The sequence below is a fragment of the Photobacterium sp. AWH4_225 genome (assembly GCF_056158405.1).
Genome location: NZ_JBSWTF010000001.1, coordinates 1,746,180 through 1,763,778 on the forward strand (window position 1 = coordinate 1,746,180; position 17,599 = coordinate 1,763,778).

16 protein-coding genes are annotated in these 17,599 nt (G+C 45.3%); 9 read left to right on the forward strand and 7 right to left on the reverse strand.

The window, feature by feature from the left end; all coding sequences use genetic code 11:
* Nucleotide 1: 1 nt before the first annotated feature.
* On the reverse strand, nt 2-1,126 hold the full coding sequence (locus ACXAD4_RS08350) for an efflux RND transporter periplasmic adaptor subunit (RefSeq protein WP_475240511.1): 1,125 nt from the start codon (nt 1,124-1,126) through the stop codon (nt 2-4).
* 150 nt (nt 1,127-1,276) lie between these two features.
* Here ACXAD4_RS08350 and ACXAD4_RS08355 point away from each other — a divergent pair, with 150 nt between their 5' ends.
* Complete coding sequence (locus ACXAD4_RS08355) at nt 1,277-1,888, forward strand: TetR/AcrR family transcriptional regulator (RefSeq protein ID WP_475240513.1); 612 nt, start codon at nt 1,277-1,279, stop codon at nt 1,886-1,888.
* Between the two features lie 64 nt (nt 1,889-1,952).
* The gene (locus tag ACXAD4_RS08360) at nt 1,953-2,756 is read left to right on the forward strand and encodes a transporter substrate-binding domain-containing protein (RefSeq protein WP_475240514.1); all 804 of its coding nucleotides are present in this window, start codon (nt 1,953-1,955) and stop codon (nt 2,754-2,756) included.
* 36 nt (nt 2,757-2,792) lie between these two features.
* Here ACXAD4_RS08360 and ACXAD4_RS08365 read toward each other — a convergent pair whose 3' ends face one another.
* Together ACXAD4_RS08365 and ACXAD4_RS08370 are read right to left on the reverse strand one after the other, a co-directional pair.
* Nucleotides 2,793-2,924: a hypothetical protein gene (locus ACXAD4_RS08365; RefSeq protein WP_475240516.1), complete on the reverse strand. Its 132-nt coding sequence runs from the start codon at nt 2,922-2,924 to the stop codon at nt 2,793-2,795.
* 410 nt (nt 2,925-3,334) lie between these two features.
* The gene (locus ACXAD4_RS08370) at nt 3,335-4,843 is read right to left on the reverse strand and encodes a Na+/H+ antiporter NhaC family protein (protein ID WP_475240519.1); all 1,509 of its coding nucleotides are present in this window, start codon (nt 4,841-4,843) and stop codon (nt 3,335-3,337) included.
* A 301-nt stretch (nt 4,844-5,144) separates the two neighbouring features.
* Between ACXAD4_RS08370 and ACXAD4_RS08375 the strand changes: the two genes are divergently transcribed.
* From ACXAD4_RS08375 to ACXAD4_RS08385, 3 genes are all read left to right on the forward strand, one after another.
* A complete protein-coding gene (locus ACXAD4_RS08375; protein ID WP_475240520.1) occupies nt 5,145-5,744 on the forward strand; it encodes an HAD family hydrolase in 600 nt (199 codons plus the stop codon).
* Between the two features lie 81 nt (nt 5,745-5,825).
* Nucleotides 5,826-6,350 carry a hypothetical protein gene (locus ACXAD4_RS08380; RefSeq protein WP_475240521.1) on the forward strand — a complete coding sequence of 175 codons (525 nt, stop codon included), beginning with the start codon at nt 5,826-5,828 and terminating at the stop codon, nt 6,348-6,350.
* 116 nt (nt 6,351-6,466) lie between these two features.
* On the forward strand, nt 6,467-6,796 hold the full coding sequence (locus tag ACXAD4_RS08385) for a hypothetical protein (RefSeq protein ID WP_317521324.1): 330 nt from the start codon (nt 6,467-6,469) through the stop codon (nt 6,794-6,796).
* Between the two features lie 34 nt (nt 6,797-6,830).
* Here ACXAD4_RS08385 and ACXAD4_RS08390 read toward each other — a convergent pair whose 3' ends face one another.
* The 4 genes from ACXAD4_RS08390 to ACXAD4_RS08405 all read right to left on the reverse strand — a co-directional run bounded on the left by ACXAD4_RS08390 (nt 6,831) and on the right by ACXAD4_RS08405 (nt 11,710).
* Complete coding sequence (locus tag ACXAD4_RS08390) at nt 6,831-7,511, reverse strand: response regulator (protein ID WP_475240524.1); 681 nt, start codon at nt 7,509-7,511, stop codon at nt 6,831-6,833.
* Nucleotides 7,508-9,133, reverse strand: a complete 1,626-nt coding sequence (locus ACXAD4_RS08395) for an ATP-binding protein (protein WP_475240526.1) — start codon at nt 9,131-9,133, stop codon at nt 7,508-7,510. The genes ACXAD4_RS08390 and ACXAD4_RS08395 overlap by 4 nt, the downstream gene beginning before the upstream one ends.
* A 160-nt stretch (nt 9,134-9,293) precedes the next feature.
* On the reverse strand, nt 9,294-10,577 hold the full coding sequence (locus tag ACXAD4_RS08400) for a 2-hydroxycarboxylate transporter family protein (protein WP_475240528.1): 1,284 nt from the start codon (nt 10,575-10,577) through the stop codon (nt 9,294-9,296).
* A 206-nt stretch (nt 10,578-10,783) separates the two neighbouring features.
* A complete protein-coding gene (locus ACXAD4_RS08405; RefSeq protein WP_475240530.1) occupies nt 10,784-11,710 on the reverse strand; it encodes a WYL domain-containing protein in 927 nt (308 codons plus the stop codon).
* A 469-nt stretch (nt 11,711-12,179) separates the two neighbouring features.
* Here ACXAD4_RS08405 and ACXAD4_RS08410 point away from each other — a divergent pair, with 469 nt between their 5' ends.
* The 4 genes from ACXAD4_RS08410 (at nt 12,180) to ACXAD4_RS08425 (ending at nt 17,473) form a co-directional block, all read left to right on the forward strand.
* A complete protein-coding gene (locus ACXAD4_RS08410) occupies nt 12,180-12,686 on the forward strand; it encodes a hypothetical protein (protein WP_475240531.1) in 507 nt (168 codons plus the stop codon).
* A gap of 118 nt (nt 12,687-12,804) precedes the next feature.
* Nucleotides 12,805-14,529, forward strand: coding sequence for a class I SAM-dependent methyltransferase (locus tag ACXAD4_RS08415; protein ID WP_475240532.1), 1,725 nt, complete (start codon nt 12,805-12,807; stop codon nt 14,527-14,529).
* A gap of 267 nt (nt 14,530-14,796) precedes the next feature.
* Entirely contained in the window at nt 14,797-15,261 is a 465-nt protein-coding gene (locus ACXAD4_RS08420; protein ID WP_475240534.1) for a hypothetical protein, read from the forward strand.
* A gap of 634 nt (nt 15,262-15,895) precedes the next feature.
* Nucleotides 15,896-17,473: a BCCT family transporter gene (locus ACXAD4_RS08425; protein ID WP_475240536.1), complete on the forward strand. Its 1,578-nt coding sequence runs from the start codon at nt 15,896-15,898 to the stop codon at nt 17,471-17,473.
* Nucleotides 17,474-17,599: the final 126 nt, after the last annotated feature.

Consider the following 17,599-nt stretch of genomic DNA (forward strand, 5'->3'; position numbering starts at 1 on the left):
TTCATAGCGCGGCCTCATCGCGGTTATTCAATGGAAGTGGTAACTTTTTTACTGGTTGAACTGCCTGACCGGGGACGAGGCGATGCAGCCCGTCTGAAATCAATCGTTCACCAGAAGTTAGAGCACCAGTGACGTAGGCATACTCAGCATTAGCGTGTAACACTTGGATGGAACGGCGTTCAACAATATGCTGGTTATCTTCATCGCTCATCACAAACACGTTCCACACTCCGCGAAGGCCATCGGTCATCGCAGAAAGCGGGATCCAATATCCAGGTTTATCATGCACATCACTGAACTGTAGATAGGCCAGCTGCCCGTCTATGACCTCAGCAGATTCGGGAAGGGCGAAGCGTAACTTCACGGTACGGGAACCACTGTCGACTCGAGCTCCTGGATTCAACAGGGTGACCGGGTAACTGTCAGGGCCGACTCGCAGTTGCCAATCACTGTGGCTGATTAATTTACCGAGTTGTTTGGCGGGTATACCTATATGGGCTTCTTTGCTGGTGGAAGCAAGAAGGGTAAGTGTCGGTGAGCCAGTATTGATCACATCACCTTTGGAAACATGGCGTGCGCTGACAGTGCCATCATAAGGCGCATAGACTGTAGATTTGTCTTGCCTTAACTGATTAGCTGCTAGAGACGCGGTTAACTGACGGTAGTTGGCTCGTAGTGCATTACGCTGACTGTTTAGGGCATCAATTTCTGAGTCGGCACTAAAGCCTTTTTTCTTCAATGATTGCTGTCGCTTCAGGTTCGCTTCAACCAAATCCAGTTGTGCAGTGATTTGTGACTGCTGAGCACGAAGTTCATCAGCTTGGGTGATCAAAAGTTGAGTATCTAAAATAAGAAGAGGCTCACCCGCTTTAACATTGTCACCAACATCGACCAATATACGAGCGACTTTACCGCCTAGCTCGACACCTAAATTTGCCTGTTGCCCTGCTTGTACCATCCCGACGTACTCACGCTCAACACTGTAGTGATCGGAAGGGTCTAATGTGATCGTATTTACACTCAGCAACTGATTGAATTGCTGTTCTGGAGGTGATGTGCTTGAGGTGTTACAGCCTACTAGCAATACGGAACCTATCACGATACCGGCTATTGTTGTCCTTTTCATCTTGCCCTGCCTTAAGTAGTGATACCTATTTCGTATAGGTATAAAACTAGACTGTCCAGTCCATATGTTTAAAAAATATACCATCAGAACTAGACTGTCCAGTTTGATTGTATTAAAACTACTATATAGTTGTTAATTAGGGGTGAGCGTGTGTTAACTGCCAGAAGTGCCCAGAAAAGGGAACAAATATTAAAGGCCGCAACGGATCTGTTTTGTGAGCAAGGATATGGGATAAGCATGGAGGCCATCGCTGTCAGGGCGCAGGTTTCCAAGCAAACTGTGTATTCGCATTTCAAAACTAAAGACGATCTGTTTGATACCTGTATTCGTGCCAAATGCACGGCTAATCAGCTTGATATTAGCCTGTTGGATGATCCGCGAGAGCCAGAACAAGTCCTCGAGGAGTTCGCTTGGCGTTTTCAAAATATGCTGTTAAGTGATGAAGCATTAAATACCTACAAAACAGCGGTACGGCAAAGTGATACCCATCCTGATTTGGCAAAGGTATATCTCAATGCCGGTCCGAGAAATACCACTGAAATGGTGGCGGGCTATCTAGGTCAGTTGATAGCAAAAGGAGTGTTAAGGTCGGATTTGAACTGCGCCGATGCAGCATTGCAATTTTTGCTCATGTGCCACGGGAAGGTGGTGTACTGGGCTTACCTTGGTCAGGAGAGCCAGGAAACAGAGCAGGAACGTCGTGAGTACCTAAGAACATGTGTCTCAATGTTTTTACAAGGCTATAAAAGTTCCAACGCTTAAATTTGCCAAAACAAATTACTGCTATCTTTATAGATAACTTTGTTATTAGGTATCAGAGGCATCTATGAAAGCATGGTACATCAAAAGTGGAGCGGTAATTGTTTGTATTTTGATGTCATTGCTCTCAGGGATGACCCATGCAGCAAAAAGTCGGCTGACAGAAATTATCGACCGAGGCACACTTAGGGTAGGAACGACAGGGGACTGGAGCCCGATGACTATACGGGATCCTGCCACAAATTTTTACCGTGGCTTCGACATTGATATCACCACTGAGCTTGCCAAGGATTTAGGTGTCACGGTGGAATACGTGCCGACGACTTGGAAGAAGCTGGTTAACGGTGTCGTTACCGATAAATACGACATGACGGGCAGCGCCTCCTTGAACATGCACCGCGCAAGATTAGCTGGCTATAGCGATACCTACTATCACTTGGCATTTGTGCCTGTGGTTACGAAAGCGAATGCTAAGCGGTTCAGGAAATGGAGCGACTTTAATGCTTCTTCAGTGATATTGACGACGACTGCGGGTACGGTGCAGCAAAGTCTTGTTGAAGAACTGCTGCCAAATGCGAGAAAACATGCCAGCGAGAGTGCCAAGCTTACCCATCAATATCTGCTTGATAACAAAACCACAGCGATTGTGACTTCGAATATCGAAGCGGCGACGTTAGTCAAACGCTACCCACAGCTGAGTGTTGCTAAGGTCGATGGGATGCGCTTACCGACACCGATAGCTATGCTCCTGCCAAAAGAAGATCAGGTTTGGATCAATTACGTGAACCATTGGATCGAGCTCAAGCAAACTCAGGTTTTTTTCGATCGAGTGGCGAAAAAGTGGGGGCTGGTAGAGCTAGATGTAAAATAACAGCACAACAAGAAGAAGTTACTTCAGTCTCGGAGACTAATCCCGACCTAACCAACGTGCGATCCCAGCGCCAACGAAAGTCATCACTATGATAAACAAGCCGATCCCAGCGATCCCTGTTTGGGCCACTCGAAATGCGATATCAACTGCTGATCCGAATAGATTCACTTATGTTTCCTTTTTACCTTCGACATGGTCGCTAATAGTTGTTTAAATGGGGCGGTAAGGATGTGGCCAATACTTAGCGCGGCTGCAATGGCACATTGAAATAATACAAGGCCGGCCAAAGCTTTACCTATTGCGATAGCGCTTCCCAAAAGATTCAATACATTCATCAACCTTACCTCCTGAACATTCCACCATACACGCTAAGAATACCCCCTTCGATTGCCTAGTTATAGGACTATTCCGTCAAAATGAATGCGGTTCAGTCATCGTTTAGTACTATGTCAAAGTGTGACATCATGCTTGTGTGATTAACGAAAGCTGAAACGCAAACAGCCAGCGAGTGATGCTGGCTGTTTGCACTGTTATTTGTGTAGTTATGTTGAACGTCTTTATGAAAAGAGCTTAGCTAACTAGCTTGTACTGACTTGAACCGTTTTCTGGTTGCGGTTCCACTTTGATAGTAGATATACCAAACAAGCCTGTGCAATAAGGGCTACAGCTAGTACTACAGGACTTTGCAACAATCCTGCAGCGATGAAGCTGACTAAGGCGATTGAGCCATTAAGCAGTGCATAAGGTAGCTGCGTTCTGAAGTGTTCGAATTGATCGCACCCAGAGCCTGTCGATGACAAGATGGTGGTTTCAGATATCGGTGAGCAGTGATCACCAAATAACCCGCCTGATAGCACCGCGCCAATACATGCATAAAGTGGGGCATCAATAGCAATGGCTGTCGGGATCACTAAAGGCATCATAATGGCAAAGGTGCCCCATGATGATCCTGTCGCGAAAGAAATAATTGCTGCTAACAAGAAGGCGACAGCAGGGACCAACCAATAAGGAAAGCCTGCCTGAGCTTGCTCGGCAATGTAGGCCGCAGTGCCTAATTCTTTGCCTACGCTGCTGAGTGTCCATGCCAGAATAAGTACGATTGCTACTTGCATCATGTTACCCATGCCTTTGAGGTATACACTGATGCTGTCACTGAGCTTGCGTACTCCATAAAACGCCATTAATGAAATTAAGGTAATGGCTGCAAAGAAGTAGGCACTAGAAAGGGCAGCCCGAAAGACAGAGCCTGACACTTGCTTAAACGGGAAGCCCAACGGTGCCAGCATCATGATCAATACCAATGCCATAACGAGCAATGGCGCAAATACAAAAGAGGCTTTTGCATTTTTATGCGTAAAGGTGTTGAGGGTTTCGCTGCTAGCTCCGGTAATAATACCTTGCTGCGCTTGTTGCTCCGCAATAGCCATTGGGCCGAAATCGAGCTTCTTAAATGCGACTAGCGGTACGATGAAAATAGCCAGAAATGCATAGAACTGGAAAGGAATAGCCTTGATGAAGGCTTCCCAATCAGTAATGGCGACATCCATAGCCGTGAACTCTTTTTGCAGCAAGCCCATGATATACACACCCCAACCAATAAAAGGGATCAATATCGCGACCGGGGAAGAAGTGGAATCAATAATAAAAGCCAGTTTTTGGCGCGACAATTTTAGCTTATCAAACAGTGGACGGAAAACTGGGCCAACAATTAGCGGTGTGCCTAAGTCTGAGAAGAAAATAAAAATACCACCAAACCATGAAGATAGCTGCGCACGGCATTTAGTACTCACCCAATGAGTAACCTTTGCAGCAAATGCCTGACCACCACCGGATTGCTCCATCAAAGCAACAAATCCACCAATGAAGACAAGTAGAACGATGACGCCTGCATTGTAGCTGTCGGTCAGTTGAGGTACCAAGTAGTCTTTAACGAGAGTGCCGAAAGTATCAAGCGGTGAGATACCGTTTAGCATTACAACGCCACTGAAAACACCGCCAAACAAGCCGATAACAACGTTTCGTGTTGTGAGGGATAAAGCGAGAGTAATAATTATTGGGATAAGAGAGGTTATGTCTGGTTGAGCCATGTAGCGTTCCTTAGCTGTACGTCCAATATCAAAAAAGGCACGGTGAATATCAATGTTTATTGTTTGAATATATATACAAAATAATTGAATGTATACCGGGCTGGGGAAGGTTTTACTATTTTTTATGCTTATTGGAGATGATTTTGCTTAAAAACCAACCAAGCCATTTCAGAATCAACAGGCATTAAGGTTTACATCAACAGCTTATTGCAATATAAGTGACATATAGTGTCGTTAGGATGCACGGGTGTCTTGGAGGTTACCAATACTTAAAAGACAAGCTAAATAAACAAGGAGAAACATGGATTTATCAAGCTACAAGGGTATCATTTTCGATATGGATGGTACGTTGGTTGATTCAATGCCAGCACACCTGGAAGCATGGGAAAAGACCTGTGCGATTCATGAGATACCTTTTGATCGTGATTGGTTTTACAACTTAGGCGGCATGCCTAGCATTCGAATTGCCAATGAGATCAACCGAAGCTTTCGCCAGAATTTCGATACAGAGCGCTTAGCGAATACTAAATACAAGTTTTACGATGAGATCGCCCATAAGGGCGAAGTGATAGAGCCGGTATATCAAGTCTTGCTTGATAACAAAGGCAGCAAGAAAGTCGCAGTGGGGACGGGCAGTCGCATGTTCAATGCCGAGCCTCTGTTGGATCAAACCGGTATTCTACCAATGTTAGACGCACTGGTTACTGCCGATGATGTAGTTAACCACAAACCGAATCCTGATACCTTCCTTGAAGCAGCCAAGCGTATTGGTGTTGCACCGCAAGATTGCGTGGTATTTGAAGATACAGAGCTGGGTGTGAAAGCGGCACTGGCTGCAGGTATGGACTGCTATATGGTTGTTGATGGTGAAATTACCACACTGACCAAGGCGTCTCGCTAATTATCTGAACGAAAAGCCCCTAGTTAATTACGGTTATTAAGGGTATTCTTCACCGCATTGTTTGAATACCCTTTAAATGCCATGAACCAACCTTCGAAATCCCCTTCTGATAGCACCTCAACATCAGCCAAAACATCGCCGTCACAAGAGTCTTCAGGCTCAAAACAGGGCAAGCATGCTCAGCAAGAGCAGTTTGGTATGTCAGAAACACGATTTTGGATCCAACGCCTGAGTAAAACTGCAATCAGGGCGATGCATATCCTGGGTATTGCCGGCAGTGCCGCTGGATTTCTGTATGGTGTTGAGAAGTCACTGTGGTTGCATTGGTGGATAATGGCGATGGTGACAGGTGTGATAATGACAGGGCTGGAAATTCGACAATCGCGCTTATGGCTGATCCAACTCAAAGGTGTTCTCACCTTTGTAAAACTGGGTTTGCTCAGTAGCTTTTTTATTATTCCGCAACACAAGCCTGAACTGTTTATTGTCATCTTGGTGATGTCAGTGGTTATCGCTCATGGCCCAGCAGGACTGCGTCACTATTCAATCTGGCACCGCCGCCGTATCGATGAACCGAAAGGCAAAAAAAGACAAATCAACGGATAATTTTGTTATTCGACTGGGTAAAAAAGTCTTTTATACAATAATTGAGACACAGTAAGTAGAATCTCGCACTACACTGATTATTGGGCATTTACCAATAAGTGTGTAGGAGACCGGTTGTGAAAAAATTACTCATTGTGACTTTTTTACCCCTGGTAATAGCAGGATGTACCAAATCTGTTGATGAGCGTGCTGATGAGTTTGTCGAAGCCAGCTTTACCCTATGTGGCTCTAATGTGCAGTCATACGCTCAGGGTGATGACGGTAAGATCCGTGTCGTCTGTGAAAACAACAGCTACTTTTCAGTCAAAGATCAAGAAACCTTGGCCTATATGCACGAGCTAAACGGTGCTTACTGCCGGGGTAAAGGGTTCTCTTCTTTCCATGAACGCAGCCGCTATTTCACGTTTACCTGTATGGGTGAGAAATCGTTCAATATTCCGAAATAGCCAGTTTAAAATAACCAGAGTAATTAACCGGTTATTAGCCTAACAGTTGGTAGAGCCGTTGAGGCCTGCCTCCTGTTTTGTAATTCAGCACTAGCTTTATCATCCCTTCCGTTTCCAAAAACTCAAGGTAACGTCTTGCAGTGACCCTGCTAACATTCATCTTCTTGCCAATGTCATCGGCTGAGAAATCTTGCAGCTGTTCTGATAACAATAATTGCTTCAAGTTGGCTAAAGTTGTCGCATCAATGCCTTTGGGCGTATTTCGTACAGGGGCAGCAGTTGATTTGCGAAATAGTTGGTCGATATCGTTTTGATCGACAGTGGCTGTTGTCGTCAGGGTCTGGCGGTATTTGAGGTAATCTTCCAAAGCCTGATTGACCCGCGACATGCGGATTGGCTTTACCAAATAATCCATCACACCAAGCTGAACGGCTTGTTCAACCGTTGCAGCCTCTCGCTCGGCCGTCGTCATAATAAAGCTACTAGCAACGTTTTGGCTGCGAAGCTGGCGAATGAAGGCTAGCCCATTACCATCAGGTAGGGTGATATCCACGAATACCAAATCAGGCTTGAACGCCTCGAATTGCATGATGGCTTCAGCATAGCTTTCACTAACCGCTACCACAGAAAACTGTGGGTGCTGGTTAATGGTGGATTCAAGGGTATAGCTGGCGCGAATGTCGTCTTCTAGCACCATCACCGTCGTTTTTGTCATATACGTGTCGTTATCTGTTTGTCTAAGTACAGGCTGAACAAGGTGGTATCTTGTTCTGTCCGCTCCCAATCGATACTACCATGGAAGTAATCAACCAGTTGGTTTACAAGGTATAGTCCAACCCCATTTTGTTGGTCATCGTGCTTGCTGCTGACCCCGAACTCGAGAATCGAGTCGCAGATCTCGTCTGGTACACCAACACCAGTATCTTGCACCTCGATAATAATATGCTGGTTACGATCACTGAGGTAGAGCTGGATCTCTGCAGGCTTTTGGTTGCGATTCTGCCAGGCTGCAAGCAGGGCATTGTCTATAAGGTTACCGATGATGGTCACCAGCTTTTCAGATACCGCCTTTTCATAACTCGACAGACAGGTATCTTCATCAAGGGTGAAAGTCACTCCGAGATCCGAGGCTTTGTTGAACTTGGCCATTAATAGCCCGGCGATGGCACTGTCATTCACTGAGGTCACAATACTGCGGATAATCGACTGATAGCTATCGGTTTCTTGTTGGATAAAATCGACAGCTTTATCAAAGTTACCAAGCTGTAGCATGCCGGACAAAACATTAAGCTTGTTGGAATACTCATGGGTTTTGCTACGCAGTAACTCAGCATAGTTTTTTAGGTAGACAATTTCGCGCTCAAGTTCATCCTGGTTAAGGTTTGCGTAGAACACAATCACATGGCCGCGGATCCCTTTGTTGTGCTTGATAGGGTAGATATCCGCACGGTAGGTATGTTTGCCTATGCTGAAGTGACCTTGGTGAAAGCTGTCACTTTCAGATAGTACCAGATGGCTCAAAGTCGCAGAAAACGAAGATAACTGTTGATTGATGTAATCATGCGGTCCCAGTTTGCCCATTGAAATCATCTTACTGGCACTGTGGTTCATGGTGGTAATACAGTGATTGTTGTCTATTGCGATGATCCCATCACGAATGCTGTTGAGGATCATTTCGCGCTCGCGGAACTTATGAACGATGATCTCAGGCTCGTAATCGAGAAAAGTCCGCTTCATCTTGAACACAAAGGTACCTGTGATAGTGACGCCAAGTAGATAAACAATCGCTACTAGCCCGCCAATCTTGCCAAATTGCTCCATCAGGATACCGATACTGCGATCGTACATATAGCCGATATTCACCACGCCGATGATCTGGCCGTTATCGGTAATGGGGGAAAAGTTACGAATAGCCTTGCCCAATGTGCCTGAAGCGACATTGGTATGATCGACCCCTTGGTTAAGGGAAGGATAGATATCATCACCGTTAAAGTGCAGACCGATCTTATTGGTGTCTGGATGGGTGAGTCTTAGGGCTTGCTGATCCGTCACCACAATAAACGAGGCATCAGTTTTACCCCGAATATCTTCGATATATTGCTGCAGCTCGAACGGCTGGTGGTTGTTTTTGGCTTTGACGGCTTCAATCACTACCGGATCATGGGCAAGTACCCGTGCCAACTCCAATCCTCTTTCTTCAATCCCGTTAATGTGCGCATTCTGCAGTAGGTAGAAGATGAAGGTTGTTACGACCACAACGATGGAAGATGTAGTCGCAAGTGTGGTGAGGGCAAGGTAGCTCTTGAGTTTCATTGAACGAGTAGTTTGACTAAGCACTGGATTTGGCTCGGATTATAACTGTATTGGCGGAGAGAATACTGTGCTAGATATCTTTTATCTAAGGAGATCATCGATAAATAGCTCAAAACAAATATTGAAGAAATGGAAAATGCCGGGGAGTATCACTCACCCGGCATTTCATTGTGATGATTAGGGATTACTTCAGTAACTCGATAATCATGGTGGCCAATATCAGCATAAACGCACCACCAATTCGTGAAGAGATCTGAGCAAAAGGCATCAGCTCCATACGCTTACTGGCTGCCAGTACTGCCACATCACCCGTACCGCCCATGTTCGCCATACAAAGACCCGCGGTAATAGACGCTTCGATTGGGTTGAAGCCCATAAGACGGCCAATGATCGCGGTACCAACAATAGCACCTAGAACAGTGGCGAAAACCATAAGAAAGTAAACCAGGCTTAGAGACTCGATGATTTGGTTGAGATCAGTATATGCCACACCGATACCAACAAGTAGAGCAGGGGTTAGGTTATCGACCACGAATTTGTACCAACCGTGTGCTGCGCGCTCAAGCTCGCGAGGCATAAAGCCGGCGACTTTGACCAAGGCAACGAAGATGATCATTAGCGCGTAGGTGTGCATGCTGATCACGCTGCTCAGCATCGAGCCAACAAAGTACATGGTGATAGCCAATAGTGCACCGACACCCAGTACATTGATAGAAATTGGCTGCTCTTCTGTCTCTTCTTGTTTCTCTTCGACTTTGCCGCGCATCAGCTGACCGTTACCTGTCAGAGACGGGAAGAACTTGCCGACTTTATCCAAAAGACCCGCCATGACAATGGCAATCGCGTTACCGATAGCCAATGCCGGTACCATTTTAGAAAGCAGAACTTCAGCAGACATACCGGTATTACCCGACATAATCTCAACCAATGGTACCGCACCCGCGCCCATGCCGCCGCCCATAATTGGCAGGGCAATAAGCATAACTGATTCCATAAAGCCATGGCCTAATGCAGCACCGACAACACCGGCGAACAAGAACGCACACGCCACACCACCCAAAATAACCGGGATGTACTTAAGCGCAGCTTTCTTCAATACATTGGTGTCCATACCCAAGATAGAACCGGTCACCAAACTGGCAATGAAGAAAGACAGGAAGCCACCGCCTTTGACAAAGGTGGTAATGGTCTCGGTGGTTTCTTGGGGAAGTATGCCACTGTGGAAAATGTAGGAAGAGCCAAAAATGATAACAATGGCACCGCCACCGAAGAACTGGTTAACGATAGGAGTTTTATCACCCGCGACATTCAAGATATAGCCGACGACAGCCATTACGCCAATCGCGCCGATGATGCCGGTTGGCATATGGTTTTGCGCGGTGGCCAGCAGGATCACGGCTGCAGATAGCGCAAAAATCACATTCATCATGCGCTTGTCGCTTTGAGTCATGGTGTTATTGGAAAACATAATTCACCTGTTGTTTTACGTGTTGTTGTGGTTTGGGCGTAGTCTAGCAACATGTACAAGCAGGAAAATTGAAGAGAGTGTTTATGTAACTATCTAATGCTTTTGTAACTTTTGTACATGGCCCATATCCAAACGTATTGTTTAACCAAACAAAAAACCGCCCATTCGGACGGTTTGTTTATGCTTTTATGAATCAGTCGAGCCTGTTAGCTCATTGACGAGCGATACCCCGGCGCAAGCGTAGCGCTATTAACTTGGTATAACGCCTGCGGGTTAGCCAGTGCTAATTGGTAACCGACATATTCGTGTAAACGGCCATCTTCGCTGCAATCAACTTCCCACTTTCTCAGCAGGTAGCCAGCTAGCGCAGCACGCACCTCAATCACTAGCTTGCCGTTTTCCATTTCATAATCCAGTTCAATTGCTTCTGGGTTACCTTGGTGCGGGTGGGGGATCAACTCGACTTCAATGTACTTTTGCCATTGGCGGTCGGCTTCAACGCGTTCTTCACTAGTCGGCTCTTCATCCAAAATCGTTACCGAAGTCACGCGGTTACATACCACATCCATAAACTGCTCGTTCTTCCGGTCAAAAGAACGCACATGCCAACGGTTACCGGAATCAACAAGACTGTGCGGCGCAATCACGCGCGTACCTTTACCGCTAGAAGTCGAGATGTACTCAATCTCCAGCAATTTATTGCGGTAAATACCTTCACACAGTGCCGCCATAATTGGCGTGCGAGGAACGGTTAGCGAAGTCGGGGATTCACACTGGATAGGAAAATCCTGATGGCCAGAGAAGCCATCACCATAACCTAAAGAAATGGTGGCCAGCGTTTTCTTCAGGTCCAGATTAAACATCGGCTCGAACCCTGGCTGTTTGTAGTACTTCTTAGAGCGCATATCCAGCTTCAGGTTGTCCGGCATGATCTCTTTGTACAGCGCAAAGTCACGAGTGGTCGCAGCATGGCCGACAGCAAAGCGGTCAATCAAGTCTTTACGCGTGACCTCACCAAGGAAGTAAAGGGCGAAGTCTATAAAGGCCAGCCGTTCACGTTGCGCCGAGCCAACGGCATTGAGCTTAGTCTCGACATCCATGTGTGATACTCCAGCAGTGTTGTATGAGGTCATGTGTATTTATCCAGTACTTTGGCTTGTCACTAATATATACCGAAAATCAGTAGAAGCAAGACTATTTATAAAGATGACAGTTGATTGAAGAAAGTAAGCTGAAGAAAATCAATCACATAATCAAAAGCAGTAACAAGCTGTTTAAATCAACAGGTTTACATAATCAAAATCAGTAGATAAGGTGATTGTACTTTTTTTGAGTAGGTGTATAAATTTGTGGTGACTCCCCTGACAGTGGTATAAATAACCGACAGGTGCAAAAATGTGCTTTTATTTGAGTGAATTAAAAGCAAATGAGTCATTACTCTAAAGTCCACAAAATTTTAGTGGTGAAATTTTGCTATTTATGTGGACAATACTGCGCAGAAACATAATTTCACAGATGAATTAAGTCACTGCTCCCTGAAAATAAGGTAGAAAAGGCTGCAAGCCTTGCTAGTTCTCACAATACGAATAAAGGTGCTCAACCGTGAACTTGACAAGACATCAATTAAAGCAAGCTTATGTATCGCTGAACAATGGGGCGGTATGTTTGGACGACCATCTGGCACAAGGTGTGCTGGTGTATGTCGAAGGATTGATGATCAGTGAAGGGATCGAACGCGACTGTTACTTGAGCCTAGATACGCTCACCAAAGTCAGCGCCAAGGTTCGCATGGGCTCTGTCATGCCGATAGATTTCTTTGGTTTGAAAGAGATTGCGTGTGATGATGACAACTTCAAGCCTATCAGCCTTAAAGTGTGCGAATCAGTTTTGCTATCTGATGGCCAGACAGAACGCCGTTGGAAAACCCTGGCAAATTTTGCAGAGAGCGATATCGCTATCGCCTTGGAAATCTTGCTACTGGTGATCAGTGAACTGTCAGAACTGGAAGACTACTGTGCAGGGGATTGCGTGCCTGCGGAGATGTTGGGGGTATTGGCGCAGTTCGGCGAGCTCCAAAGCTTTCAAAGTGAAAATCGATACTCCGCATAAAACTTAGGCTTCTGAAAACCAGTCTTCTCTAATAATGATAATCGTCACTTTAACTTACTAAAAGGTAAGCTAAAGTGATGAAAATTGATCTGTTTACTACTTTCATATATCCCACTCAATGCACAATAATTTTTACCATAACAATGCTTCTCGCTTAGCTAGCGATTATCAGAAACTTGCCTTTGAAGACGTTCACGCAAGCTGGAAACGCTTCTGGCCAGTGGCAAATGATATGGGCAAACAGCCATGCGTACTTGATATTGGTGCAGGCAGTGGACGTGATGCTTTATGGTTTGCCGAAAATGGTTGTGAAGTGTATGCGGTAGAGCCTGCAGAGGCGCTACGTGAAATTGGTAAACAGCATACCCAGTCAACAGAGGTCGTCTGGCTGAACGATAATCTTCCAGAGCTTAAGAAAGTCATTTCTCTTGGTATCCGCTTCGATTTCATTTTACTTTCAGCGGTATGGATGCATATTCCGCCGTCAGAGCGTGAACGCACATTTAGAAAGCTCAGTAACCTGTTAGCACCCAATGGTAAGCTGATCATCACTCTCCGCCACGGCGATTTCGATGATGGTCGTAAAAACCATGGAGTCTCAGCTGAAGAGGTCGAGCAGTTAGCAAAAGAGCGTGCATTGCATGTTTGCTTGAAAACAGAGTTGAATGAAGATGCTATGGGGCGTAACAGCGTCCAGTGGCAAACGTTAGTGTTAAACCTGCCGGACGATGGTTCGGGTGATCTCACCAAAGTGCGCCATATCATTGTAAATGACAGTAAGTCGGCAACTTATAAATTAGCACTCCTGCGCACACTTCTTCGAATTGCAGATGCCCATCCTGGGGCAGTGCTCGATCGGACCGATGGTAAGGTTGCCTTACCTCAAGGGCTAGTGGCTTTGTATTGGATGCGCCAATTCAAACGGCTAATCGATATTGAAATCGATGGAATCCAAGGCATTCAGCAAAGCAGTAATACCAGCAAAGGGCTGGGTTTTGTAAAAGAAGATGGCTGGCATAAACTCCGTCACCTGTCTGCAGATGACCTTGCTATAGGTGCACTGTTTACCGGGGAAGATGCAAAAGCCCTTCAGAAAACCTTATCAGCAACACTGGCAACCATTAAAAGTGGCCCGGTAAAATTTATCTATCAAGGCCCGAAAGATAATCGTTTATTCGAGATGATTGCACCAAGCCAGAAACGGAAATCATTGAGCTCTCTCTTTATTGATAGTGAGTTCTTAGCAAGTTTTGGTACATTTCTACTCGACGAAAGTCTCTGGGACTGTCTGCGACTTTACAGTAGCTGGATTGAACCCTTGGTTGTTAATCAGTGGGTTACTGAAATGAAGCGGTTTGAGAATAATCGGCTGAGAAACATTAATCTCCAAACCTACTATGATTGCTTGATTTGGGTCGATAAAGATCACGACACCCGAGAAGTGCGGAGAAAAGTCGATACCCTTCGTCAGTGCGGCACCGAAATCCAAAGTGTATGGAGCGGTATTAAACTTCGCGAGCAGTACCACGTAGATCATTGTTTACCTTTTGCTTATTGGCCAAACAATGACCGCTGGAACTTACTGCCGACAACCACATCGGAAAACCTCAATAAAAAAGATAGGGTGCCAAAGTCCAAGCGATTGAACAGCTCAAAAGAACGTATCCTGGACTGGTGGCAAGTTGCATGGCAAACAGAACAAGAGCAAACCCGTTTCTTCGATGAAGCAGTACTTTCCTTACCAAATTTACCACCACAATGCCGTAACTTCGAAGATGTGTTTGAAGCGATGGGATTGCAGATCAAAGGCGTTAAGAGCCGGCTGCTGATGGGGGAGTGGTAACTTTTGGCAATGCATTAGCGGCTCGATCTGGAAGGGATGTATTATAAAGAAACTTAAAAAGAACAGCGCAAAAGCCTAGCTGTTGAAAGTTAACTAACTGTCTGACGTATAAACCTTTTAAATGTAAAGTTCAAGGCTGGGTACTGTAGTATTTAGCCTTTTATTTGTGGTTGTTATCATAGATCAAATAAGCATTTGGTTGATGTATTGTTGGTTGCATAATTTCGCTATTATCAGCCAAACGCAAACATAATGATAGGTATATACATGAAAAGGATTTTATTGTCCTCATGCTTAGTGGCAATGCTTGGTGGCTGTTCAACTATTGTTAGTGATAGCTCTTACCCCGTTTCGATTCGTAGCACCCCATCTGAAGCGAGCTTTATTATTACTAATGAAAATGGTGATGTTATTCATAAAGGTGTTACACCAAGCACCGTAACTTTATCCAGTAGAGCTGGATATTTCGATGGGGCTGAATACACCATCACATACCAAAAAGAAGATTACACGGAAGTGACTTATACTCTGACAAGTAGTCTAGATGGCTGGTATTTGGGCAATATCCTGTTTGGTGGCTTGATTGGTATGCTTATCATCGATCCAGCTACAGGGGCAATGTGGAAGCTGCCTGAGACTGCTTCAATGGAGCTGAATAAGTCTGATGGCTTAACTGTAATGTCTGTGTCAGAACTTCCTGTGGAATACGTCAATCAGCTAGAGAAGATCTAGTGGTCTTTCAAGTAACTTTGCCTTGCTGCTAATGTTCGGAAGCTTGATGAAAGGCTTAAGAACTGAACGCAGCACTTTTTAGCAATAGTGAATGTAGGAAAGCGAGCCCAAACACGGTTTGAGCTCGCTTTGTTATTGGGAACTATCTTACAGCCAAAGATGATCTAATGGCTGGAAATTTGCTAATTAATTGAATACTAGAAAATCTTTGAAAAATTAAAGAAGCCTTCTTCGAACCTTTAAACATACCCTTCTGATCATTTCTCTTGGTTAATCAAACCTCTAAGCAATTATTTAAAGTAACAATTGAGGCTGTTTGGCTCGTACAAATAGCCAAGGTTCTCCATTCTTAAAACATATCTACAACCCAAAACCTTTCGACCGCTAAACAACTACCGAAACGAACCGTTTACAGGCCAATGTTTAGTGTCCATATCAATGATTTTCAGTTTTAGTGAAATAAAAAGTACAAAAAACCATCAAATTACTGCATTTGAATTGTTTATCAATTGCTGTTACCCTGCACCCACATTAAAAAATGTTTAGTGGTCTAAATTAAATTTTTATCACTGACAATAATCGAGTGCTTTTTATGGACGAAAAAGCATCGACTACACAACGTTAAAGTGACTTTATGGATAGTGTACTAAAGAAATACAGTATAGAGACGACCGACTATCAGGTAGGTCAGGACAACATTCAGAAGTGGGGTTTTGATATACATAACCCTGTCTTTGGCACCAGTGCAGGACTGATTATCTTGTTCCTCGGTGCACTTATCTTCATCGACCCCGAAACAGCCAAAGAAGCGCTAAACAGCGTTAAAAATGGCATCCTCAATGACTTCGATGCGTTCTTCATGTGGCTGACTAACTTTTTTGTCATTTTCACTCTGGGGTTAATGCTGTCGCCGTTAGGCAAAATTCGTATCGGTGGTAAAGATGCTAAGCCAGATCATTCAAGAGTTTCATGGCTAGCAATGCTGTTTGCAGCTGGCATGGGTATTGGCTTGCTTTTCTGGGGTGTGGCTGAGCCGACGGCTTACTTCACCAACTGGTGGGGCACGCCGTTCAATGTCGCTCCAAATACTGAAGAAGCTAAAGCGCTGGCTATGGGCGCTACTATTTTCCACTGGGGTGTCCATGGTTGGGCGATTTATGCCATTGTTGGTTTGTCGCTGGCGTTCTTTGCGTTCAACAAGGGTTTGCCGCTCTCCATTCGTTCTGTGTTCTATCCGGTATTTGGTGATAGGGCATGGGGCTGGTTGGGCCATGTCATCGATATCTTGGCGGTATTGGCGACTTTGTTCGGTTTGGCTACCTCGCTTGGCCTCGGTGCTCAGCAGGCAACCAGTGGTATCAACCACGTGTTCGGTACCGAAGGCGGTATCGGTATGCAGATGGGCGTGATTGCCTTTGTTACTGCGATTGCGATTTTCTCGGTGATCCGTGGTATTGATGGCGGTGTGAAGGTGCTGAGTAACATCAACATGGTGTTTGCTTTTGTACTATTGGTTTTTGTCGCATTTGTAGGTTTTGATGTGGTAACTGTTGCGTTGCCAGAAACCATCATGGCTTACTTCGGCAACATTGTTGAGTTGAGCAACCCGCATGGCCGTGATGACACCACCTGGATGCACGGGTGGACAGTATTCTACTGGGCATGGTGGATTTCATGGTCACCATTCGTCGGTATGTTTATCGCCCGTGTATCTAATGGCCGTACTGTACGTGAGTTCCTGTTCGCGGTGATCTTTGTACCAACGCTGATGACGATTATTTGGATGTCGATTTTCGGTGGTATTGCTATCGATCAGGTGGTGAACAAAGTTGGCGAATTAGGTGCAAATGGTCTTAATGATATCTCGCTTACCCTGTTCCATGTTTACGATGCACTGCCATTTAGCTCGGTGATTTCCGTGCTGTCGATTGCTTTGGTATTGATCTTCTTCATTACCTCGTCGGATTCAGGCTCGCTGGTTATCGACAGTATTACTGCTGGTGGTAAGGTGGATGCACCGGTTCCGCAGCGTATTTTCTGGGCGACTGTAGAAGGTTCGATCGCCGCTGTGATGCTTTGGATTGGTGGCTCGGAAGCGCTTCAGGCATTCCAGTCCGGTGTCGTGGCGACGGCACTACCGTTCAGCTTCGTGTTGCTGTTAATGTGCGTGAGTTTGGTGAAAGGATTAAGAACTGAACGTAGCGCTTATTAGCAATAATGAATGCAGGAAAGCGGCCTCAAACTTGTTTTGAGGCCGTTTTTTTATGTGCTTTAGCTGAACATGAGTGCTTTGCTAACAGCTTGAAAGTGGCTGACTAATTTGAATAGTCAGAGGCCA

Excerpts from the sequence above, each read along its gene's own strand:
- ACXAD4_RS08350 (WP_475240511.1), bottom strand. The coding sequence starts at position 1,126 with ATGAAAAGGACAACAATAGCCGGTATCGTGATAGGTTCCGTATTGCTA.
- ACXAD4_RS08360 (WP_475240514.1), top strand. The coding sequence starts at position 1,953 with ATGAAAGCATGGTACATCAAAAGTGGAGCGGTAATTGTTTGTATTTTG.
- ACXAD4_RS08370 (WP_475240519.1), bottom strand. The coding sequence starts at position 4,843 with ATGGCTCAACCAGACATAACCTCTCTTATCCCAATAATTATTACTCTC.
- ACXAD4_RS08375 (WP_475240520.1), top strand. The coding sequence starts at position 5,145 with ATGGATTTATCAAGCTACAAGGGTATCATTTTCGATATGGATGGTACG.
- ACXAD4_RS08380 (WP_475240521.1), top strand. The coding sequence starts at position 5,826 with ATGAACCAACCTTCGAAATCCCCTTCTGATAGCACCTCAACATCAGCC.
- ACXAD4_RS08390 (WP_475240524.1), bottom strand. The coding sequence starts at position 7,511 with ATGACAAAAACGACGGTGATGGTGCTAGAAGACGACATTCGCGCCAGC.
- ACXAD4_RS08400 (WP_475240528.1), bottom strand. The coding sequence starts at position 10,577 with ATGTTTTCCAATAACACCATGACTCAAAGCGACAAGCGCATGATGAAT.
- ACXAD4_RS08405 (WP_475240530.1), bottom strand. The coding sequence starts at position 11,710 with ATGACCTCATACAACACTGCTGGAGTATCACACATGGATGTCGAGACT.
- ACXAD4_RS08415 (WP_475240532.1), top strand. The coding sequence starts at position 12,805 with ATGCACAATAATTTTTACCATAACAATGCTTCTCGCTTAGCTAGCGAT.
- ACXAD4_RS08420 (WP_475240534.1), top strand. The coding sequence starts at position 14,797 with ATGAAAAGGATTTTATTGTCCTCATGCTTAGTGGCAATGCTTGGTGGC.
- ACXAD4_RS08425 (WP_475240536.1), top strand. The coding sequence starts at position 15,896 with ATGGATAGTGTACTAAAGAAATACAGTATAGAGACGACCGACTATCAG.